The sequence below is a fragment of the Streptomyces sp. NBC_00569 genome, from assembly GCF_036345255.1.
Classification (GTDB): domain Bacteria; phylum Actinomycetota; class Actinomycetes; order Streptomycetales; family Streptomycetaceae; genus Streptomyces.
Map to the genome: position 1 here is coordinate 1,410,545 of NZ_CP107783.1, position 21,719 is coordinate 1,432,263.

A 21,719-nucleotide genomic window follows, 5' to 3' on the forward strand; every position below is an offset into this window, starting at 1 on the left:
GGCGGGAATCCTCACGGCGCCACGACGTTGACGAAGGCGTGAGTACCGTGACCGAACCGACCCGCTTCTCCGTCCTGGACCGCTCGCGCACGCGCGAGGGCCACACCGGCCCGGACGCGCTGCGCGACACCGTCGCGCTCGCCCAGGACCTGGAGCGCCTGGGCTACCACCGGATCTGGGTCTCCGAGCACCACGGTGTGCCCGGCGTCGCGGGCTCCGCGCCCACCGTCCTCGCGGCGGCGGTCGCGGCGGCGACGCGCACGATCCGCGTGGGCACCGGTGGCGTGATGCTGCCCAACCACCAACCCCTCGTCGTGGCCGAGCAGTTCGGGGTCCTGGAGTCGCTGTTCCCGGGCCGCATCGACATGGGCCTGGGCCGTTCCGTCGGCTTCACCGACGGTGTCCGCAGGGCGCTGGGCCGGGACAAGGACGATGCGGGCGACTTCGCGGGCCAGCTCGACGAGCTCCTCGCGTTCTTCACCGGTACGTCGGCCACGCGCGTCCATGCCCGTCCGGCGGAGGGCCTCACCGTGCCGCCGTTCGTACTCGCGATGGGCGAGGGCGCCTCGATCGCCGGCCGCGCGGGACTGCCCCTGGTGATCGGCGACTTCCGGAGCCGGGAGAAGATGCTGCGCGGCATCGACCGTTACCGCGCCGATTTCCGCCCGTCGGCCTGGGCCGATGAGCCGTACGTGGTGATCTCCGGGACCGTCGCCGTGGCCGGCAGCGAGCCGGAGGCCCGTCGGCTGCTCGTGCCCGAGGCCTGGTCCATGGCGTACGCGCGCACCCACGGCACGTTCCCGCCGCTGCCGCCCGCCGAGCGCGTCGCGACACTGGAGATGACGGCCAAGGAGCGCGAGGAGTACGAGTCCGGGCTGCGAGGCCACATCGCGGGCACGGAGCATCAGGTCGCGAGCGAGCTGGAGGCCCTGATCAAGGACAGCGGGGCGCAGGAAGTCCTGGTCACGACCAGCACTTACGACCGCGAGGGGCTGCTGGAGTCCTATCGGAGGCTGGCCCGGGTCGCGCACCTGACCGCGGCCTAGAATGGTGGGGTTTGCCCCGGCCGCCGCCCGGTCCGGGCCCCGACCGCCGTACGACCTGGAGCCGCATTCGATGCCCCGCGCGTCCGACACCGCCTCGCCCGACCCCCGCCACGACGGCTTCGTACGGGTGCGCGGGGCCCGCGAGCACAATCTGCGCGGGGTCGACGTGGACATCCCCCGGGACGTCCTCGCGGTGTTCACGGGGGTGTCCGGCTCGGGTAAGTCCTCGCTGGCCTTCGGCACGATCTACGCGGAGGCGCAGCGCCGCTACTTCGAGTCGGTCGCCCCGTACGCGCGCCGCCTCATCCACCAGATCGGCGCCCCCAAGGTCTCCGGGATCACGGGGCTGCCACCCGCGGTGTCACTGCAGCAGAGCCGTTCTGCGCCCACCTCCCGGTCATCGGTCGGCACGGTGACCACTCTGTCGAACTCGCTGCGGATGCTGTTCTCGCGCGCGGGGACCTACCCGGCGGGCGCGGAACGGCTCGACTCGGACGCGTTCTCGCCGAACACGGCAGCGGGCGCCTGTCCCGAATGCCATGGCCTGGGCCTGGTGCACCGCACGACCGAGGAACTCCTCGTCCCCGACCCGTCGCTGTCGATCCGCGACGGCGCGATCGCCGCCTGGCCCGGTGCCTGGCAGGGCAAGAACCTGCGCGACATCCTCGACGCGCTCGGCTACGAAGTGGACCGCCCCTGGCGGGAGCTGGCGCAGAAGGACCGGGACTGGATCCTGTTCACGGACGAGCAGCCCGTGGTCACGGTGCACCCTGTGCGGGACGCGGAGCGCATCCAACGCCCCTACCAGGGCACGTACATGAGCGCGAACCGCTACGTACTGAAGACGTTCGCCGACTCGAAGAGCCAGACGCTGCGCGCGAAGGCGGAGAAGTTCCTGGACAGCGCGCCGTGTCCGGCGTGCGGGGGCGCGCGGTTGCGGGCGGAGGCGCTGGCGGTGACGTTCGGGGGCCGCACGATCGCCGAGCTGGCCCGGCTGCCACTGGCGGAGCTGGCCGGGATCCTCGCCCCCGGCAAGGACACCTCGGAGACGGCGCGGGTACTCACGGACGATCTGCGGGCTCGGATCGAGACGGTCACGGAACTCGGCCTCGGCTATCTCGGCCTCGACCGGCCGACCCCGACACTTTCGGCGGGCGAGTTGCAGCGCCTGCGCCTGGCAACACAGTTGAGGTCCGGACTGTTCGGCGTCGTGTACGTGCTCGACGAGCCGTCGGCGGGGCTGCATCCGGCGGACACGGAGTCGCTGCTGACCGTCCTGGACCGTCTGAAGTCGGCGGGGAACTCGGTGTTCGTGGTCGAGCACCACCTGGACGTGATGCGCCGCGCGGACTGGCTGGTCGACGTGGGTCCTCGGGCCGGGGAGCACGGCGGGCGGGTGCTGCACAGCGGTCCGGTGGACGCTCTGCGCGGCGTCGCGGACTCGGCGACGGCCCGCTTCCTCTTCGACGACTCCCCCGCGCCCGCGCGTCAGATCCGGCCGCCCCAGGGCTGGCTGAAGGTCGGTCCGGTGACCCGGCACAACTTGCGGGACGTGCGCGCGGAGTTCCCGCTGGGCGCGTTCACGGCCGTCACGGGCGTCTCCGGGTCCGGCAAGTCCACGCTGATCGGCGAGATCTCGGAGGAGCTCGACGGGGTCGGGCGGCTCGTGGTCGTGGACCAGAAGCCGATCGGGCGCACGCCGCGCTCCAACCTGGCCACGTACACCGGCCTCTTCGACGTCGTACGGAAGGTCTTCGCGGGCACCGAGGAGGCGCGGGCGCGCGGATACGGGGTGGGCCGGTTCTCGTTCAACGTGGCGGGCGGACGCTGCGAGACGTGTCAGGGCGAGGGCTTCGTCAGCGTCGAGCTCCTCTTCCTGCCGAGCACGTACACACCGTGCCCGGACTGCGCGGGCGCGCGCTACAACCCCGAGACGCTCCAAGTGGCCTACCGGGGGCGGAACATCGCGGAGGTGCTCGACCTGACCGTGGAGGCCGCGGCCGGGTTCTTCACGGCGGCGGACGACGACACGGCCCGGCCCGTGCTGCGCAGCCTGCGCACGCTGCTCGACGTGGGTCTCGGCTACCTCCGGCTCGGCCAGCCGGCCACCGAGCTCTCCGGCGGCGAGGCCCAACGCATCAAGCTGGCCAGTGAGTTGCAGCGGGTACGCCGCGGCCACACCCTGTATCTCCTCGACGAGCCGACGACCGGCCTGCATCCGGCCGACGTGGAGGTTTTGCTGCGCCAGCTGCACGGCCTGGTCGACGCGGGCCACACGGTCGTGGTCGTCGAGCATGACATGGCGGTGGTGGCCGGCGCCGACTGGGTCGTGGACATGGGGCCCGGGGGCGGGGACGAGGGCGGCCAGATCGTCGTCGCGGGCCCGCCGAGCGCCGTGGCGACCGCCCCCGACAGCCGCACCGCCCTCTATCTGGCGCGGCTGCTGCACGGCTGACCGAAGCCTGCCCGAGTCCGGACGACGCCCCCGGATACCCGAGGGCGGCATCGGGGCGTGAACGTGACGGGGGCGTCGGGGTGTGCGGGGACTGTGCGCCCGAGTCCGTCAGGTCAGATCCTCCAGCACCACGGGCGTCAGCTCCGGGTTCGAGCGCCAGTGGCTCCAGCGCTCGTCCCCGGCGACGACGGCACCGAGAGCCTCCGCCAGGCTCACGGAGTCCCGGCCGAGCACCTCACGGACGACCACGACCGCCGCCCGCATCCCGTGCAGCCCGGCCGTCGCCAGGTGGCCGACGGCCGTCGCGGGGTCCGTCGGCGCGCGGTCCCGGACCTGCTCCACGAGCGGCGTGAGCCAGCGCGCCCAGCGGTCGTAGGAGGGCGCGTCGCCGTCCCGTTCCGCCTGGTCGACGACCGGCTCCAGGGCGGCGGACAGACGGGCGACGTACTCTTCTGCGGTCTCGGTCACGTTCGGGTACTCGTGCTGGAAGTGCTCCCAGCCGACATCCGCGTACGACGCGATCTCCTCGAGCCACCACCGCCCGCCGGGCCTGAGCAGCTCGTCACCCGCGAGGACGAATGCGCCGCGCAGCACCTCGTACGCGGGCACCCCCCGGTCGGCGAGAAGCACGGCGTCGTACAGGTCCTTGCCCTGGGGGTGCATGTCGTTGATCAGCCACATGACCTTCCAGGCGAGGGACAGTTCAGGGGTGACCGCGGGGAGACGCACGGCGGGCCCGTCCCCCAGTGGACGCAGCGCGGTGGGGACGGCGGGGGCCGCCAGGAGCTCGCCGTACACGACGTCGAGTTGCACGGTGCCGCCCGCGGTGCCGGGGGTGGTCCACGGCAGCAGCATGCGGCGGCCCGGGACCCGGTCGTACGTCCAGATCTCCTCCGTGACCGCGCCCGCGGCCTCGACCCGCACCGACCCGTCCTGCCACGCCCCGGCTGCGGACTGTGCCGCGGACGCGATCTCCGGGAACAGTGCCTGCGCCTCGGGTCCGTCGGCGTCCCACTCGTACGGCGCGACGAAGTCGAGGTCACCCGGCTCGCGCGCGGCGTCGCCGAACCATGTCGCCATGAGGGCGCTGCCCCGCAGTACGAGCCGCCCCGCGAGCGGGCTGTCCGCGACAGCGGAGAGAACCAGGTCGAGGGCGGTGCGGCGGGCCCTGAACCAGGCGCGGGCCTGCGTCTCGTCGGCGAAGCGGGGGTCGCCGGCCCGGTAGGCGTAGGCATGCTGCAGCAGCGCCGGCTCGAAGACGGCGGGCTGGTCGAGGCCGTCGGGCGCGGGCAGCAGCGTGCGCGGCAGGTCGAGTCCCCATCGCACCTCTTCGGCGGGCGAGGTGTGCGGCAGGTGGCCCCCCTTGAACAGGGCGCGCCTCCAGACCGGTTCGTCCGGTGGCCGGGTGGATCCGGTCATGACGGGGTTCCCTCCGAACAGGCCGCGGACCAGGGAGCGGTGGACGCGGGAGCGGCGGCCGAGGGGGCGGTGATCCACCCCGCGTCCAGGCCGAGATGCGTGTCGTGCAGGACGTACTCGCGCTCGATCTCCAGGATCCGCGCGCCGGGTGTCGCGGCGAGGACCGCGACCAGCGCGTGGAGCCGCCGCTCGGCGGTGGCCCGGCCCACCCCATGGCAGCGCTGCGTCACGAAGCGCTCCTGGTGCCCGTCGGCCCGGGTACGGCGGGCGTTCCACGACAGGTGGGCGGTGTGACCGGTGACCCGATCTGCGAGGGCGTCGAGGTCCGCGTCCCTCGTCAGGCGCAGCTTCACATGGTGCTCGAAGTGCAGGTGCGGCGGCGCGAGCCGGGCGTCGATGTCCTGCTGCGGCACGCCCTGCGCCCAGGGCGCCGCCTCGGCCTTGGCACGCACGACCCGGAAACCGTCCCGTGCGAGGTCGTCCACCGCTTGGGCCACCGGGCCTTCGATCCAGGCGTCGGCCCGGTCGTTCCCGCGCAGGGTCACCATCGGCTGGGAACGGTGTCGTCCACGCGCGAGCACGATGTGAGTGAAGCCGAGACCGCGGGCGGCGGCCCAGTCGGACAGACGTGCCACCGACGGCTGCGAGGCATCTCCGACGGTGAGGTGGGTCTCCAACTCACCTTCGAAGCAGGAGAGTTCAGACATCACTTCACGGGCTGGACGCGTACGCACCACACCCCGGTACGTCTCCTCGGTGCCGAGCACCCGATCCAGGACGAGGTCGGTGGTCAGGGGAGACCGTTCCCTCCCCCTTCGGCTCACGATCATGCCGCGAAGCGTACAAGGGGCTGTCAACGCGATGACGGGGCCGGAGGTTGAGCACCACTCCCGGCCCCGCCCACCCCGCGCTTGTCGCGGGACGTCATCGCGTGGATCAGCGGCTGACCCTGCGCGTCGCCCGCAGCCACTCCTTGTTCATGGCGGCGATCGACGGAAGCGGGATCCCCTTCGGGCACGCCGTCGCGCACTCGCCGGTCAGCGTGCAGCCGCCGAAGCCCTCGGCGTCCATCTGCCCGACCATGTCGAGGACGCGGGTCTCGCGCTCGGGCGCGCCCTGCGGCAGGACGTTGAGGTGGTTGACCTTCGCCGAGGTGAACAGCATCGCCGAGCCGTTCGGACAGGCCGCCACGCACGCGCCGCAGCCGATGCACTCGGCGTGCTCGAACGCGAAGTCCGCGTCGGGCTTGGGCACGGGCGTCGCGTGCGCCTCGGGCGCGGCCCCGGTCGGCGCGCTGATGTAGCCGCCGGCCTGGATGATCCGGTCGAAGGCGGTGCGGTCGACGACGAGGTCCTTCACCACGGGGAAGGCGGAGGCGCGCCACGGCTCGATGTCGATCGTGTCGCCGTCCTGGAAGGACCGCATGTGGAGCTGGCAGGTCGTGGTCCGCTCGGGGCCGTGCGCGTCACCGTTGATGACGAGCGAGCACGCCCCGCAGATGCCCTCACGACAGTCGTGGTCGAACGCGACGGGGTCGTCGCCCTTGAGGATGAGCTCCTCGTTGAGCGTGTCGAGCATCTCCAGGAACGACATGTCCTGCGAGATTCCGTCCACGTCGTACGTGGACATGGCGCCTTCGGCGTCGGCGTTCTTCTGGCGCCAGACGCGCAGGGTGAGCTTCATGCGTAGCTCCGCTGAGTGGGGTGGACGTACTCGAAGACGAGGTCTTCCTTGTGCAGGACGGGGGCGTCGCCGGTGGCGGTGAACTCCCAGGCGGCCGCGTAGGAGAACTCCTCGTCACGGCGGGCGGCCTCGCCGTCCGGGGTCTGGGACTCCTCGCGGAAGTGGCCGCCGCAGGACTCGGCGCGGTGCAGGGCGTCGAGGCACATGAGCTCGGCGAGCTCCAGGTAGTCGACGATGCGGTTGGCCTTCTCCAGCGACTGGTTGAACTCCTCGCCGGTGCCCGGCACCTTGATGCGGCGCCAGAACTCCTCGCGGATCTGCGGGATCCGGTCGAGGGCCTTGCGCAGGCCCTCCTCCGTACGGGCCATGCCGCAGAACTCCCACATGAGTTCGCCGAGTTCACGGTGGAAGGAGTCGGGGGTGCGGTCGCCGTCGACGGCGAGGAGGAGGTTGATCCGGTCCTCGGTCTCGGCCAGCACCTCCTGGACGACGGGGTGTTCGGCGCTCACCTCATCGCGGTGCGGGTTGCGCGCGAGATAGTCGTTGATGGTCGAAGGAAGCACGAAGTAGCCGTCGGCCAGACCCTGCATGAGCGCGCTCGCGCCCAGGCGGTTGGCGCCGTGGTCGGAGAAGTTGGCCTCGCCGACCGCGAACAGCCCCGGGATCGTGGTCTGGAGGTCGTAGTCGACCCACAGGCCGCCCATCGTGTAGTGCACGGCGGGGTAGATGCGCATGGGCACCTCGTACGGGTTCTCCGCGGTGATCCGCGCGTACATGTCGAAGAGGTTGCCGTACTTCTCCTCGACGGCCTTCCTGCCCATACGGCTGATCGCGTCGGCGAAGTCCAGGTACACGCCCTGGCCGCCGGGGCCCACTCCCCTGCCCTCGTCGCACACGTTCTTCGCGGCACGCGAGGCGATGTCGCGGGGCACGAGGTTGCCGAAGGAGGGGTAGATGCGCTCGAGGTAGTAGTCGCGCTCATCCTCGGGGATCTTGTTCGGCGGGCGGTCGTCGCCCTTGGCCTTCGGGACCCAGATCCGGCCGTCGTTGCGCAACGACTCACTCATCAGCGTCAGCTTCGACTGGTGGTCGCCGGTGCGCGGGATACAGGTGGGATGGATCTGCGTGAAGCACGGGTTCGCGAAGTACGCACCGCGCCGGTGCGCCCGCCACACGGCGGTCGCGTTGGAGTTCATGGCGTTCGTCGACAGGTAGAAGACGTTGCCGTAGCCGCCGGACGCGAGGACGACGGCGTCGGCGAAGTACGTGTCGATCTTCCCGGTGATCAGGTCGCGGGCGACGATGCCGCGCGCCTTGCCGTCGACGACGATCACGTCGAGCATCTCGGTACGCGCGTGCATCTCGATGTTCCCGGCGGCGATCTGCCGGGACAGCGCCTGGTACGCGCCGAGGAGCAGCTGCTGGCCCGTCTGGCCGCGGGCGTAGAACGTACGGGAGACCTGGACGCCGCCGAAGGAGCGGGTGTCGAGCAGGCCGCCGTACTCGCGGGCGAACGGGACGCCCTGCGCGACGCACTGGTCGATGATCTCGACGGAGATCTGCGCGAGGCGGTGGACGTTCGACTCGCGGGCGCGGAAGTCGCCGCCCTTGACCGTGTCGTAGAACAGGCGGTGGACGGAGTCGCCGTCGTTGCGGTAGTTCTTCGCGGCGTTGATGCCGCCCTGCGCGGCGATCGAGTGGGCGCGGCGCGGGGAGTCCTGGTAGCAGAACTGGACGACGTGGTAGCCCTGTTCGGCGAGCGTGGCGCCCGCGGAGCCGCCGGCCAGGCCGGTACCGACGACGATCACGGTGTGCTTGCGGCGGTTGGCCGGGTTGACCAGTTTCGCCTCGAAGCGGCGGGTGTCCCAGCGCTCGTTGACGGGGCCCTCGGGGGCCTTGGTGTCGACGACCGGCTCACCGGTCGCGTACTCCGCGTAGGAATTCATGGGTCAGCTCACCAATCCGGTCATGACGCCCACGGGTACGGCGATGAAGCCGGCCGTGAGCAGCAGCGCGAGAACATTGGCGATGGTCTTCAGGACGCGGTCGCGGGTCGCGCTGCCCACGCCGAGGGTCTGGGCCGCGCTCCAGAAGCCGTGCTGGACGTGCAGGCCGAGGGCGAGCATCGCGACGATGTAGACGACGTTGCCGTACCAGGTGGAGAAGGTGTCGATCACGTTCTGGTACGGGTGGCCCGACTGGAAGCCTCCCGGGTGCACGGTGCCGGTCGTCAGGTCGAGGATGTGCCACACGATGAACAGCGCGAGGATGATGCCGCCCCAGCGCATGGTGCGCGTGGCGTAGCTCGAACGGGCCTTCTTGTGCACGTACTTGGCCGGGCGGGCCTTGATGTCGCGGCGGCTCAGCTGGTACGCGGACGTGGCATGGGCGACGACGGCGACCACGAGTACGACGCGGATGAGCCACAGCGTCCACTCGTAGTGCATGAACGGCTCACCGACGGTGCGCAGCCAGTGGGCGTAGTGGTTGAACTCGCCCGACCCGAAGAAGATCTTCAGGTTGCCGATCATGTGGACGACCAAGTAGAGCAGCATGATCAGGCCGCTCACGGCCATCACTGTCTTCTTGCCGACGGACGAGTCCCAGAGCGTACGCGTCATGGACGGCCGTCGGTCCGTCCGTGTTGCCAGAGCCATGTCATGCACGCTAGAGCCGGAGGGCCCGATCGGTCCAAGACATGGTCCGGCTCATTTCCATAGGCACAGGCTATCGAGCGATTACTGTGGGGGTCATGCAGTTCCAGCAGCTCCAGTACTTTGTCGCGGTCGCCGAGACCCGGCACTTCACCCGGGCCGCCGAAGTGGTCCATGTCGCCCAGCCGTCGCTGTCCCAGCAGATCCGGTCCCTGGAGCGGGAGCTGGGCGCGGATCTCTTCCTGCGCGCCCGCGGGAACATCACGCTCACCGACGCGGGCGAGGCGCTCCTTCCGCTGGCCCGCCGCATCCTCGCCGACGCGGACACGGCCCGGCAGGAGGTGCACGAGCTGGCGCAGCTCAAGAGCGGCCGGGTCCGGCTCGGCGCCACGCCCTCACTGTGCACCGGCCTGCTGCCCGATGTGCTGCGCACCTTCCACGACCGGTATCCCGGCATCCGCCTGATGATCGAGGAGGGCGGCTCCCACGACCTCGTACGCGAACTCGCGCGCGGCGCGCTGGATCTGGCGCTCGTGGTGCTTCCACTGCCCGCGCCGGCGCCCGCGCTCACCACGGTGGAGTTGCTGCGGGAGGATCTGGTGGTCGTGTCGTCGCCGGATGCGCCGCGGCCCGGACGGGGGCGGTCCGTGCGCATCTCCGATCTTGAGGGCGAGCGGCTTGTGATGTTCCGGCACGGCTATGACCTGCGGGAACTGACGGTTGCCGCGTGCCGGGCGGAGGGGTTCGAGCCGGATTTCGCGGTGGAGGGCGGGGAGATGGACGCGGTGCTGGGGTTCGTGCGGGCGGGACTCGGGGTGGCCGTCGTGCCGCACATGGTCGCTACGCGGGTGGGGGCCGATCTGCGGGTGACTCCGCTGGCCCGTCCCGGGCTGCACCGGACCATTGCGCTGGCCCATCGCAGCGATGTGGCTCCGCCTCGGGCCGCGCGGGAGCTTCAGCGGATGTTGCTCGAGCGGTGACACGTTGTTGCCGGGTGGTTGTGTGCGGGTCGTCTTTTGGGGGTTTGCGCAGTTCCCCGCGCCCCTGAGCGTGAGCGTCGCGGTCGGGATGCGGGTGCCGCCCGTGGTCGTCTTATGCGCCGTTCCCCGCGCCCCTGATCGTGAAGGTCAGGGCCCGGTTGCGGGTACCGCCCGTGATCGACTTTTGCGCCATTCCCCGCGCCCCTGATCGTGGGGGTCGGGGCTGGGTTGCGGGTGCGGCTCCTGGTCGTCTTTTGCGCCGTTCCCCGCGCCCCTGATCGTGAAGGTCAGGGCCCGGTTGCGGGTACCGCCCGTGATCGTCTTTTGCGCCGTTCCCCGCGCCCCTGATCGTGGGGGTCGAGGCTGGGTTGCGGGTGCGACCCGTGGTCGTTCCTTGCGGCGTTCCGCGCACCCGTGATGGATGGCCCCGTTCCCCGTGGCCCTGATCGTTTGCCCCGCTTCCTGCGGCTCTGGTCGTGAGGGCTGAGGGCCGTGGGTTGTCACTCGGGGGGTCTGGACGTCAGGCAGTACGTCGTTGCCGAGGGGTCTTGCAGGACCAGCCAGTGTGCGCCCCTTGACCGGAGCGTCGCGCCCAGTGATTCGTGCCAGGTGCGCGTTGCCTCGATGTCCGTGCAGGCCAGGTCCAGGTGGGCGCCTGTGGGGCGGGGGTCCGTGAGGCGTTGCAGCAGGATGCGTACGGGGAGTTCCGCCGGGGGGCGGATCGTGTGGAATTCCGGGAGCGTGCCCGGCGTCGAGGTCCAGCCGGTGAAGGTCGTCCAGAAGTCGATCTCCGCCTCGTACACCGCCGGGGCCAGGTCGACGCAGACCTGGTCCAGGCGGCTCGTCGACCCGTCGGGGGCCGTGACGGGGGCGGGGCGCCGGTGCTCGCCGGACCACGGGACCAGGCAGAACAGCTGGCCGCCGGGTGAGCGCAGGACCTCGAGGCCGTCCTCCGTGTGGACGGGCGTCGCGCCGAGGCGGCTTGCCAGGGCCAGCGTCCGAGCGAGGTCGTCCACCGCGAAGTCCAGGTGTGCGCCTCCGGGGCCGGCGACCGCCTGCGCCTTCAGGTACGGATCGGCCGAGTCCTCCGGGAGCAGTGTCGCGAACTCGTCGCGGTCACCGCGGGGCGCGGACAGCCGCGTCCCCGTGACCCGTGTCCAGAAGTCGCAGGCCGCGCCGAAGTGTGCCTCCGGCCGGTCGATGAAGGCGCACACCCAGCGGATCACCAGGCGCTCACCCCGTCGCGTCGCACAGGGCGAGCTCGTGCAGGCGGTCCGGCGGGCCAGGGCGGGCGTAGTACCAGCCCTGCGCCGTGTCGCAGCCCAGGTGGCGCAGCTGCTCGGCCTGCGCGCCCGTCTCCACGCCCTCCACGGTGACCGAGAGGTCGAGGCTGTGTGCGAGCGCGACGATGCCCTCGACGATCTTCAGGTCGACGGGGTCGGCGGGGAAACGCTGCATGCCCTGCGTGAAGGAGCGGTCCAGCTTGAGGACGCTCACCGGGAGCCGGCGCAGGTTCGCGAGGTTCGAGTACCCCGTGCCGAAGTCGTCGAGCGCGATGTCCACGCCCATCTCGGCGAGGCGCCGCAACGGCTTGAGGAGATCGTCGTCGGCGCCGATCAGGGCGGACTCGGTGACTTCGAGGCAGAGCGCGCCGGGTTCGAGTCCGAAGCGCTCCAGGATGTCGACGGTGTCGGAGACGAGGCCCGGGTGGGTGAGCTGCATCGGGGACAGGTTCACGTTGATGCGCAGGGGCCCGGCGTCCTCGTAACGCTCCTGCCAGACCCGGGCCTGGCGGACGGACTCCTCCAGGACCCAGCGCCCGAGCGGCACGATGAGTCCGGTGTCCTCGGCGAGCGGGATGAACTGGTCGGGCCCGAGCACGCCGTGCTGCGGATGCAGCCACCGCACGAGCGCCTCGGCGCCCCGCACGCTGCCGTCGCCGAGGTGGACGAGCGGCTGGTACTCGATGAAGAACTCGGCGCGCTCCAGGGCCGCGGGCAGTGCGGTCGTGAGGCCGTGGCGGGTGATGGCACGCGCGTCGGCCTCGGGGTCGGCGAGTTCGTAGCGGTTGCCGCCGGCCGACTTGGCGCGGTACATGGTGATGTCGGCGCTGCGCAGCACCTCCGCGGGACTGCGCTCGCCCGCCGCGGGCCCCTCCACGATGCCGATGGAGCCGCGCACGGTCAGTTCGCGTCCGTCGATGCGGATGGGCGTGGCCAGCGCGTGCATGATGCGTCCGGCGAGGTCGTCGACCTCGGCCGCGGTGTCACGGCCGGTGGTCAGCGCGACGAACTCGTCGCCGCCGAGCCTCGCCACCATCTCGCCGGGCGCGGTGGCGCAGCCCTGGAGCCGGTCGGCGACCTCGACGAGGAGCCGGTCGCCCGCCGCGTGGCCGAGGCTGTCGTTGATGGTCTTGAAGCCGTCGAGGTCGAGGTAGCACAGGCCGAAACGCATGCCGTCGCCGGCGGCGAGCGCCTTCTCAAGTCGCTCGAAGAACAGCGTCCTGTTGGGGAGCCCGGTGAGCGCGTCGTGGGTGGCCTCGTAGCGCAGCCGCAGGTTGAGGAGGCGGCGTTCGGTGGTGTCTTCCACCAGTGCCAGCTGGTACTGCGGCACTCCGTCGGCGTCGCGCAGGAGGGAGACGGTCAGGTTCGTCCACAGGGCGGTGCCGTCGGGGCGGTAGAACGCCTTCTCCACGCGGTAGTGCTCGCGCTCGCCGCGCACCAGCTCCTCGTACAGGCGCCATACGTGCGGGGCGTCCTCGGGGTGGGTCCACTCGACGACGTTGCGGCCGCGCACCAGGTTCTCGGCGCCGCCGAACATGCGCACGAGCGCGTCGTTGGCCTCCAGGACCGTGCCTTCGAGGTCGGCTATGCCGATGCCGATGGCCGCTCCGTGGAACACCGCGCGGAACCGGGCCTCGCTCGCGTGCAGGGCCTCGGCGACCGCGCTGCGCGCGCTCAGGGCCGCCCGGGAGATGGCCTCTTGTTCGACAAGGGTCCGCTCGCGCAGGGCCTGGGCGAAGCCGGCGGCGACGGCGTGCTGGAGCCGCGCGCAGCGCGCCCGCAGCTCGTCCTCACGCCGGTCCTCGTCGGGACGGCAGTACAGGACGAGGTAGGCGTCGACGACGTCGAGGGTGCGGGTGAGCGCCTCGGGGTCGGTGCAGTGCACGCCGATCAGCGCCGCGCCGACGGCCTGGGCGGCGGGCGCGTCCAGGGTGCGCTCGCCGAGCGCGTCCCGCAACCGCCTTGCGAGCGGCATGAGTTCCTTCTCGAACTCGACCCGGGTGAGGGAGGTCGCCGTCACCGGGAAGATCGCCCGGCTCCAGATGGTCGCGAATCTGCTCAGTCTGTCCTCGGGCCCGTCCGGTTCGCCGCTCACGCCTTGCGCCCCACGCCGGCACAGCCCGAGAAGGCATATGGATCCTCGTCCGCGGGCGCGCTCTCCGGCCGCCAGTCGGGCATCTGTACGAGTCCGGGTTCCACCATCTCGTATCCCTCGAAGAACCGCGCGATCTCCTCGCGCGAGCGCATGATCAGCGGGTTGCGGATGTTCTTGTACACGTCGACCGTGCCGGCGGCGCGCGCGGCGGGCACGGGGATGCCCTCGTACGCGGCGTGCGTGACGATCAGGAGGCTGCCGGGCGCGAGGGCGTCCCGCAGTTCGGCGACGGCGGCCTGCGGGTCGTCGGTGTCCTCGACGAAGTGCAGGACGGCGACGAGGAGCAGGGCGACCGGCTTGTCCAGATCGAGGAGTTCACCGACCTCGGGTGCCGCGAGGATGTCCCGGGGCTTGCGCAGGTCGGCGGTCACGACGGCCGCGCGGTCGTTGCCGTCGAGGACGGCCCGGCTGTGCGCGACGGCGACCGGGTCGTGGTCGACGTAGACGACGCGCGCTGCGGAGTCGGCCGCCTGGGCCACCTCGTGGACGTTGCCGAAAGTGGGGATTCCGGATCCGATGTCCAGGAACTGGGTGACGCCCTCCTGGACCGCGTAACGCACCGCCCGGCGCATGAAGGCACGATTCGCCTGCATGATCTTGGGAAGCCCCGGCATGAACTCCATCGCCTTTCGGGCCGCCTCCCGGTCCACCTCGAAGTTGTGCGAACCGCCCAGGTAGTAGTCGTAGATCCGGGACACGCTGGGCACCGAGATGTCGATGCCCTGAGGGGCCCAGGCGGGACGCTCCATCAATGTCTCCAAGGCGTAGGCGAGCCGGTGTTCGAGCTGAGGCTACTGATCGCCCGCCAATGGAGCGAGTCAAAACGGAAATTGACCGTCCGTTCTCGGTCACTGCCTCCGGCAAGTGCCGAATGGCAATGTTCCGAAATCACCCCGAAACCCTCTCGGTCGCAACGGAAAAGAACCGGCCTGTTCCCTCCGCGTGATCACGGGGGGAACAGACCGGCGATTCGCCAAATCCGTCGCAGACTCTACGCGGTGCGCCTACTTGGGCGCTCCCACGGGCTTTCCCTCGGGCGAAGCGGCGTACCAAGTGCCGCCCACGCCCTGCCCATTGGTGTCGCCGGGCTTCTTGTCGCCGGAGTAGGTGTAGATCGGCCAGCAGTTGATCGTCTGCTGCTTGCCGCCGTCAGTGCGGTTGTACGTCATGAAGCCCTTCTTGAGGATGCCCTTGGTGTCGTTCTTCGCCACGGGCGCGACGGCCGGCCAGTTCTCCGCGCAGGTGTCGACACAGTTCGACTTGATGGGCCAGGCCGAGTCCTTGAGGAACCGGTAGACGGTCATCCCGTTCTTGTCGACGACGATCTCGCCGAGTTTCGGGTCCTTGCGTGTGGACAGGCCGGCCAGGTCGGCGGGCTGCGCGGCGGCAGGGCTGGCCTTCTTGCCGTCGGGCCCGGCGGCGTACCAGACGCCCCCTACGCCCTGCCCCTTCGCGTCGCCCGGCTTGGTGTCCATGGCGTACCGGTACATGGGCCAGCCGTCGATGGTGAGCTGCTTGGTGCCGTCGGCCGCGGTGACCTCGCCGAGCAGGGACTGGTCGACGCCGGGCGCGGCCTTGGCGCCGTCGGCGGGCACCACGGGCCAGGCCTTGAGGCAGGCCTCGTCACAGTTCGACTTGGGCGGCTGCGCGGTGTCCTTGTCGAAGCGGTACATCGTGAAGCCCGCGCTGTCCGTGAGGACCTGGCCGAGCTTCTTGCTGTCCCACGTGGCGAGCTGCCCGGCCGGCTTCGCCTTCGTCGCCCCCGCGTCCTTCGCGTCCCCGTAGCCGTACGCGTCGCCGTTGCCGTAACCGCCCTGCGCCGGGGCGGCGTTGCCCACGGACTGGCCGTTGGGCGACTGATCGCCCTGGTCCTGACCGCACGCCGTCGTCAGCGCCAGCAGGGCCGCAGCTGTCGCTACGAGTGAGGCGCTCCGCCAGGTGTTCATTGCCAACTCCCGCTGGTTGCTTGGGTGTTGTGCGATCCCGGAAGGGGCCGCACATGGCCCTAGGTACGCGCGGTGACGGCGGAAGTGTTCAACGCGCCGGAAATTTTCTTTTCTGGCGAGGGAGCGCGGGACGTGTCCGGTGCGAGCCACGCGTGCGCTCCGGTGACCGCGGGCAAACCTGGCGCCCCCCATCTCCCCACCTTCGGACCAATCCTCGGCGGCCGGGGCGTGGCGGCGCCTCCCGCCGCCCATGATCTCCGTCGTGTACGGATCCAGAGGGGCCAGGTCGACCCTGGTCACACGGGTGGTGGCGGTGCTCGCGCTGGCCTGGCTGATGGGCTCGCCCGCGGCCGGCGCCACGGCGGCCGCGCTGACCCCGGCCGACAACTGCGCGTACGCCTCCATCGGCAAGGGCGGCGACGCGATTGCCCGCGCCGGTGACGGCGTCGTCTGCCGGGCGGGCCCCGTCAAGCCACCGCCGCGCAAGCCCGCGCCGCCCCCGGCCCCCAAGCCACCGCCGCCGCCTCCTCCTCCACCACCGCCTCCTCCACCACCGCCACCGCCACCGCCTCCGCCTCCGCCTCCGCCTCCGCCACCACCCGTGAAGGCACCGCCGCCGCCCGCGCCGAAGCCGACGGTGCGCCCCAAGCCCTCGCCGACCCCCGTGAGTTACCCCGAATACCGCCCCGCGCCCCGCAAGGCTCCGCCGCGCGGCGGGCCGTCACTGGTCTCGCTCACCCTGCTCATCACCGCGCCCGCGGTGCTCGCCGTAGCCGCCCTGCGCCCGCGCTGACCGCCCGGAGGTCCCGTTGTCGGAATGGCTTGTTCTCACCCTCGCGATGGTGGCCGCGTGCGCGGTCGTGCTCGCCGTGACCGTCCTTCAGCAGCGCAGGATCGGTGACGACGACGACCCGAGCGAGACCCCGGACGTCATCGAGTACATGACGATGATGATCGGCGTGGTGTACGCCATCGTCCTGGGCCTCGCCATCGCAGGTGTCTGGGAGGGCCGCAGCGCCGCCCAGGACCACGTACGCAACGAGGCGCAGGCCCTGCACGAGGTCCATGAACGCGTCCGCGTCTACCCGACGGAGGTCAGGACCCGCATCCGCGCGGATGTCGACACGTATGTCAGCCATGTCGTCACCACCGAGTGGCGCACGATGAAGAACCAGGGCCATCTCACCGCCGAGGGCACCCGGCTCCTCGACAAGGTGCGCCACGACGTCACCGACTACCAGCCGAAGACGGACTTCGAGGCGCAGGCCTACCAGCCGCTGCTCGACCAGATCACCGCCGCGGACGACGCCCGCAACGCGCGCGCGGACTCCACCGGCGCCACGATGCCGGGCGTCGTGTGGTTCGGCCTCATCACGGGAGGGCTCGTCACGATCGGCATGGTCTTCGCGCTCCAGATCCGCCGGACGGCACGCGAACTGATCCTCGCCGGGCTCTTCTCGGCGCTGATCGCGTTCCTGCTCTTCCTGGTCTGGGACCTCGACGCGCCCTACAGCCGCGGGGTCGCGGCCACGGTGGAACCGTTCCTCATGCTGTTCCCGCACGCCGGGGGGTGAGACCGGCGGGCCGCGCTCACCTCCGGGTCAGCGCGGCCCGCCCAGCGCCAGCCCCCGCTCGGCCAGTGCCTCGCCGAGGACCCGCAGCGCCTTGAGACCCATCCCGTGCAGCGCCTTCAGCTCGTTCACGGGCACGTCCGCGAGCTGGGCGAGTTCCGTGTATCCGGCCCCGTTCAGCGCACGCAGCGCCGGAGCGCCGATCCCGCGCGGAAAACCGGTGGATGCCGTGCCGTCCGTCATCACTGCCTGCCTCTCCCGGTGGGGCGCGGGCTGCGCCCGCGGCCCCGGCGCCGCACTCTGGTGCCATGACTGCCTGGCACTCCCCTATCGTCGTACACCCTCCCGCACCCGAGGGCGGGCGGCACGTCACCGTGCGGGGGCGGGCCGTCGGGCTCGCGCACAGCGATCGGGACCTGATCCGACTGCTGCGCTCGGCGGGGCTCGGCGAGTCCGACATGACGCTCGACGACCCCCATCTGGTCGAATGGCGCGGGGCGGGCCCGCACGTGTGGCACACGATGGGACCCGACGAGCCGTCACCTGTCGCCTGACCGGCGCACACCGTCGCCCCGTTCGCCCTACGTGGATCGCGGCCGTCCGGGTCCGTGCCCGGCGATGCCGGCATCGCCGGCGGAATTCCGTACGAGCTGATATTGCCGCAGGTCACGGACTGTCAGGAATTCCTGACGACATGGACTCGTATGGCGCGCCGCATTCCTGGCCGCCACCCGTTCGCTCCTGCGCTGTCGCCCTCCGCTTGCGCCGCGCTTAGCGTTTTCGTAAGCGCAACTGTCGCGGTCCCGCCGCCGCGTCGAGAGGGGTGAACGAATGTCTTCGTCCCAGCCGGCCGACGAGGACGGTCAGCAGCGAAAGCGCGCGCCGTGGGGCGTGATCGCGCTGGTTCTGCTCACCGGACTCGCGCTGATCCGCAATGGATCGGGGGAGTTCGATCTCGGTCCCCCGCAGCCCGCTTCGGCGGCGGCAGCGGATCGCGCCTCGTCCAGCCCCGGCGCGAAGGCGCCGAAGCCGTTGCCGTTCTCCGCGGTGGACCGGGTGCAGATTCCGGCGATCCAGGTGAATGCCCCGGTCATGCCCGTGGGGGTCGATCCGGACGGCTGGGTGGACGCCCCGCCGCCGGAGGACCCCAATCTCGCGGGCTGGTTCACCGGGGGCGTGGCTCCGGGTGAGAAGGGCACCGCTGTCATCGTCGGCCATGTCGACAACCAGCAAGGGCCCGCGGTCTTCTACGGCCTCGGCTCGCTCAAAAAGGGAAATCGCGTCCAGGTCGTGCGCAAGGACGGCAAGACCGCCGTGTTCGAGATCTACGGAATCGAGGTCTTCGAAAAGGCGAATTTCCCGAGCAATCGCGTCTACGGCAGTACGGGAGCACCCGAGCTGAGGGTGATCACATGCGGCGGCGGATTCTCCGAGCAGAACGGCTACGACGGGAATGTCGTCGTCTTCGCCCGCCTGGTCGAGGTGCGCTGACCCGGCGGGCGAAAGCCCGGCTCAGGCTCCCCGGCGCCTGGGCACCGTGATGCGGTAGCCCGAGTCGAGGAGTTCCTGCAGACAGGTGCGCAGGGCGGCGACACTCTGGGAGCGGTTGCCGCCCGCGTCATGGCTGAGGACGACCACGCCGGGGGCCGCCCGCGGCCCGGACCGCCCGGACGATGGCGCGGGTACCCGGCTCCGCCCAGTCGTTGGTGTCGACGGTCCACGCGAGGAGTTCCATGCCGAGCTCGGCGCCGATGCGGAACGTGTTGCGGTTCCAGGCGCCGTACGGCGCGCGGAACCAGGCGGGCGGCTCACCGATCGTGTCGTCGATGATCTCTCAGGTCCGAGCGGTCTCGGAACCCATCGCCGAGCGCGACATGCTCGTCAGGAGGGGGTGCGTCCAGGTGTGGTTGCCGACGACGTGCCCGTCGTCGGTCATCTCGCGCAGCAGGTCCTTGTTCCACTCGACCTGTTCCCCGCAGACGAAGAACATGGCGCGGACGTCGTGCTCACGCAGCGTCTGCAGGATGTGCGGGGTGTAGAGCGGGTCGGGTCCGTCGTCGAAGGTGAGGACCATGCTCGCGTCAGGGGTGTCCATCCGCAGGATCGGGGCGCGCCGTACCGGCAGCCGGGTGGGCGCCGCGAGCGGCGGGCCGTATCGGGCCAGGGGCTGGAGACGGTACGTGGACGGCCTCATCGCCTTCGCGGCCCGCGGGCCCGCGGCGGGGGCGGCGGGACGGCTGGGGGCCGCGGCGCGGCCGGTGCAGCCGGCGACGGCGCCGAGGCCGAGGAGCGCTGCGCCGCGCAACAGGGCCCGCCGCCCCGAATTGTTCTGATCCGGTTTCATGACTAATGCGTCGCACGGCGAAGATCGCGGGCCGCAATCCAACGCCGGGCCGTCTCCCGAAAGCACCCGATGGGTCCAGCAACGCCCGAGGCGGGCCCGTACGGAAAGGCTCGCCCCCCGCGCCTGCGGGACCTGGGGTTTCCGCTAGCCTCACCGCTGTGAACGCACAGCAGCCACACCAGTTCGAACGCGGTACGGACGGCCCCAAGGTGATCGTGGTCGGAGTGGACGGCTCCGACTCCTCGCTGCGCGCCGCGTCCTATGCCGGGGGCCTCGCGCGCCGTCAGCGCGCTCTCCTCGCCGTCGTCTACATCCAGCCCGTCATGGCCGCCGGCGCCGCGCTCGGCGTCCCCGTGGCCGACACCACGGACGAGATCGCCGAGGGTCTGATCGCCGAGATCAGGGAGGCGGCGGAGCGGGTGAAGGACATATACGAGGTGCGCTGGGAGTTCCACACCTTCCGCGGCGATCCGTACAACGGCCTGGTCACCGCCGCCGACGAACTCAAGGCGGACGCCGTGGTCGTCGGCGCGTCCGAGCAGGCGGGACACCGCATCGTCGGGTCGGTCGCGATCCGGCTGGTGAAGGCCGGGCGCTGGCCCGTCACCGTGGTCCCGTAACCACCCCCGAACCCTCACACTCCGTGGAGCGTGCGTTCTTCCTCAACCGCCGAGGCTGGGCCATCATGATCGACCGTCAGCCGATCGCCGTCCGCGAAGAGGTGGAGCCCATGGCCGGTCTCAGAGGACTTCGGATGGGACAGGGCGTACTGCGCCGCAAACCCATCGAACAGATAGAGGAGACCGAGGGCGGCGGCGCGCAGCAGCTCACCCGCTCCCTCGGCCTGTGGCAGCTCACCGCGATCGGCGTCGGCGGCATCATCGGCGCCGGCATCTTCACTCTCGCCGGCACGGTCGCCAACGGCACGGCGGGGCCCGCGGTCCTGCTCTCGTTCCTCATCGCGGGTGTCGCGAGCGCGTGCGCCGCGCTGTCCTACGCGGAGTTCGCCGGCCTCATCCCGAAGGCCGGGTCCGCCTACACGTACGGGTACGCGGTCCTCGGCGAGCTGGTCGGCTGGTTCATCGGCTGGGACCTGCTCCTGGAGTACACGGCGATCGTCGCGGTCGTCGCCATCGGCATCTCGGGCTACTTCAGCTTCCTGCTCGGCGAGACGGGGCTCGACCTGCCGCACTGGATGCTGGGCGCGCCGGGCACGGGCGACGGCCACAAGGTCGACCTGTTCGCCGCGCTGCTGTGCCTGCTCATCGCGTATCTGCTGACGCTCGGCATCAGGAACGCGGCGCGCTTCGAGACCGTCGTCGTGGTCCTGAAGGTCCTGGTCGTGCTGCTGGTCATCGGCGTGGGCTTCTTCCACATCGACACGGGCAACTACACGCCGTTCTTCCCGTTCGGCGTCGGTGGCGCGTTCACCGGCGCGGCCACCGTCTTCTTCGCGGTCTTCGGGTACGACGCCATGTCGACGGCCGCCGAGGAGTCCAAGGACGCGCAGCGCCACATGCCGAAGGCGATCCTCTACTCCCTCGCCATCTCGATGGTCCTGTACGTGCTGGCCTGCCTGGTCCTGACCGGCATGCAGAACTACAAGGACATCGACCCGGAGAGCGGCTTCTCGACGGCGTTCAAGTCGGTGGGCCTCAGCGGTCTCGCCGACGTCATCGCGGCCGGCGCGATCATCGGCATCCTCACGGTGATGTTCACCTTCATGCTGGGTGTCACCCGCGTGTGGTTTGCGATGAGCCGCGACGGACTGCTGCCCAAGTGGTTCGCGAAGACCCACCCGACCCGGCACGTACCGACGCGCGTGACGTGGATCGTCGGGTGCGCGTCGGCCGTCATCGCCGGGTTCCTGCCGATCGGGGAGGCCGCCGAGCTGACCAACATCGGCATCCTGCTGGCGTTCGTGGTGGTGTGCATCGCGGTGATCGTGCTGCGTTACAAGCAGCCTGACCTGCCCCGTACGTTCCGTACGCCCGCCATGCCGTTCGTGCCCGCGCTCGGGGTCGTCTTCTCCATCTGGCTCATCACCTTCCTGCAGTGGCAGACCTGGATCCGGTTCGCCGTGTGGTTCGCCGTCGGGCTCGTCATCTACTTCGGCTACTCGTACAAGAGGTCGGAGCTGGCGAGGACGGACCCGCCGGCGAAGTCCTGACCGCTACCGGCCC

19 protein-coding genes and 1 pseudogene are annotated in these 21,719 nt (G+C 70.8%); 9 read left to right on the plus strand and 11 right to left on the minus strand.

From position 1 onward, the window contains the following. Positions 1-38 precede the first annotated feature (38 nt). Complete coding sequence (locus tag OHO83_RS06610) at positions 39-1,046, plus strand: LLM class flavin-dependent oxidoreductase (protein WP_329432490.1); 1,008 nt, start codon at positions 39-41, stop codon at positions 1,044-1,046. 70 nt (positions 1,047-1,116) lie between these two features. After that, positions 1,117-3,501, plus strand: a complete 2,385-nt coding sequence (locus OHO83_RS06615; protein WP_330278866.1) for an excinuclease ABC subunit UvrA — start codon at positions 1,117-1,119, stop codon at positions 3,499-3,501. Positions 3,502-3,609: 108 nt separating this feature from the next. Here the strand turns inward: OHO83_RS06615 and OHO83_RS06620 are convergent, their stop codons facing one another. From OHO83_RS06620 to OHO83_RS06640, 5 genes are all read right to left on the minus strand, one after another. Continuing rightward, positions 3,610-4,920, minus strand: a complete 1,311-nt coding sequence (locus tag OHO83_RS06620) for a nucleotidyl transferase AbiEii/AbiGii toxin family protein (RefSeq protein ID WP_330278867.1) — start codon at positions 4,918-4,920, stop codon at positions 3,610-3,612. Continuing rightward, positions 4,917-5,750, minus strand: coding sequence for a hypothetical protein (locus OHO83_RS06625; RefSeq protein WP_330278868.1), 834 nt, complete (start codon positions 5,748-5,750; stop codon positions 4,917-4,919). The genes OHO83_RS06620 and OHO83_RS06625 overlap by 4 nt, the downstream gene beginning before the upstream one ends. Positions 5,751-5,856: 106 nt before the next feature. After that, complete coding sequence (locus OHO83_RS06630) at positions 5,857-6,603, minus strand: succinate dehydrogenase/fumarate reductase iron-sulfur subunit (RefSeq protein WP_266677921.1); 747 nt, start codon at positions 6,601-6,603, stop codon at positions 5,857-5,859. Continuing rightward, positions 6,600-8,549 (minus strand): fumarate reductase/succinate dehydrogenase flavoprotein subunit, encoded by a 1,950-nt coding sequence (locus OHO83_RS06635; protein WP_266677905.1) that lies wholly within the window; start codon positions 8,547-8,549, stop codon positions 6,600-6,602. Before OHO83_RS06635 ends, OHO83_RS06630 begins: the two co-directional genes overlap by 4 nt. Before the next feature lie 3 nt (positions 8,550-8,552). After that, positions 8,553-9,224: a succinate dehydrogenase gene (locus OHO83_RS06640; protein WP_266680166.1), complete on the minus strand. Its 672-nt coding sequence runs from the start codon at positions 9,222-9,224 to the stop codon at positions 8,553-8,555. A gap of 131 nt (positions 9,225-9,355) precedes the next feature. Here OHO83_RS06640 and OHO83_RS06645 point away from each other — a divergent pair, with 131 nt between their 5' ends. Beyond that, positions 9,356-10,237 carry a LysR family transcriptional regulator gene (locus OHO83_RS06645; RefSeq protein ID WP_116513166.1) on the plus strand — a complete coding sequence of 294 codons (882 nt, stop codon included), beginning with the start codon at positions 9,356-9,358 and terminating at the stop codon, positions 10,235-10,237. A 500-nt stretch (positions 10,238-10,737) separates the two neighbouring features. On the opposite strand, the gene OHO83_RS06650 is transcribed toward OHO83_RS06645, so the two are convergent. From OHO83_RS06650 to OHO83_RS06665, 4 genes are all read right to left on the minus strand, one after another. After that, positions 10,738-11,463 (minus strand): VOC family protein, encoded by a 726-nt coding sequence (locus OHO83_RS06650; RefSeq protein WP_330278869.1) that lies wholly within the window; start codon positions 11,461-11,463, stop codon positions 10,738-10,740. Positions 11,464-11,470: 7 nt separating this feature from the next. Beyond that, positions 11,471-13,615 (minus strand): putative bifunctional diguanylate cyclase/phosphodiesterase, encoded by a 2,145-nt coding sequence (locus OHO83_RS06655; protein WP_266677903.1) that lies wholly within the window; start codon positions 13,613-13,615, stop codon positions 11,471-11,473. After that, on the minus strand, positions 13,612-14,424 hold the full coding sequence (locus OHO83_RS06660) for an SAM-dependent methyltransferase (protein WP_266677902.1): 813 nt from the start codon (positions 14,422-14,424) through the stop codon (positions 13,612-13,614). The genes OHO83_RS06655 and OHO83_RS06660 overlap by 4 nt, the downstream gene beginning before the upstream one ends. A gap of 255 nt (positions 14,425-14,679) precedes the next feature. Then, positions 14,680-15,621 (minus strand): SCO0930 family lipoprotein, encoded by a 942-nt coding sequence (locus tag OHO83_RS06665; RefSeq protein ID WP_330278870.1) that lies wholly within the window; start codon positions 15,619-15,621, stop codon positions 14,680-14,682. Between the two features lie 262 nt (positions 15,622-15,883). On the opposite strand from OHO83_RS06665, the gene OHO83_RS06670 reads away from it, so the two are divergent. Both OHO83_RS06670 and OHO83_RS06675 read left to right on the plus strand, forming a co-directional pair. Further along, the gene (locus OHO83_RS06670) at positions 15,884-16,414 is read left to right on the plus strand and encodes a hypothetical protein (RefSeq protein WP_330278871.1); all 531 of its coding nucleotides are present in this window, start codon (positions 15,884-15,886) and stop codon (positions 16,412-16,414) included. Positions 16,415-16,430: 16 nt separating this feature from the next. After that, complete coding sequence (locus OHO83_RS06675) at positions 16,431-17,195, plus strand: bestrophin-like domain (protein ID WP_206302000.1); 765 nt, start codon at positions 16,431-16,433, stop codon at positions 17,193-17,195. 27 nt (positions 17,196-17,222) lie between these two features. Here the strand turns inward: OHO83_RS06675 and OHO83_RS06680 are convergent, their stop codons facing one another. Then, a complete protein-coding gene (locus tag OHO83_RS06680) occupies positions 17,223-17,435 on the minus strand; it encodes a DNA-binding protein (protein WP_330278872.1) in 213 nt (70 codons plus the stop codon). A gap of 65 nt (positions 17,436-17,500) precedes the next feature. Between OHO83_RS06680 and OHO83_RS06685 the strand changes: the two genes are divergently transcribed. Both OHO83_RS06685 and OHO83_RS06690 read left to right on the plus strand, forming a co-directional pair. Then, complete coding sequence (locus OHO83_RS06685) at positions 17,501-17,746, plus strand: hypothetical protein (protein WP_266677899.1); 246 nt, start codon at positions 17,501-17,503, stop codon at positions 17,744-17,746. Between the two features lie 277 nt (positions 17,747-18,023). Beyond that, positions 18,024-18,683 carry a class F sortase gene (locus OHO83_RS06690; protein WP_266677898.1) on the plus strand — a complete coding sequence of 220 codons (660 nt, stop codon included), beginning with the start codon at positions 18,024-18,026 and terminating at the stop codon, positions 18,681-18,683. Positions 18,684-18,704: 21 nt separating this feature from the next. On the opposite strand, the pseudogene OHO83_RS06695 reads toward OHO83_RS06690, so the two are convergent. After that, positions 18,705-19,536, minus strand: a pseudogene (locus OHO83_RS06695) (polysaccharide deacetylase family protein). A gap of 158 nt (positions 19,537-19,694) precedes the next feature. Between OHO83_RS06695 and OHO83_RS06700 the strand changes: the two are divergent. Together OHO83_RS06700 and OHO83_RS06705 are read left to right on the plus strand one after the other, a co-directional pair. After that, the gene (locus OHO83_RS06700; protein WP_266677896.1) at positions 19,695-20,156 is read left to right on the plus strand and encodes a universal stress protein; all 462 of its coding nucleotides are present in this window, start codon (positions 19,695-19,697) and stop codon (positions 20,154-20,156) included. A gap of 110 nt (positions 20,157-20,266) precedes the next feature. Next, on the plus strand, positions 20,267-21,706 hold the full coding sequence (locus OHO83_RS06705) for an amino acid permease (RefSeq protein WP_330280722.1): 1,440 nt from the start codon (positions 20,267-20,269) through the stop codon (positions 21,704-21,706). The last annotated feature ends 13 nt before the right edge of the window (positions 21,707-21,719 follow it).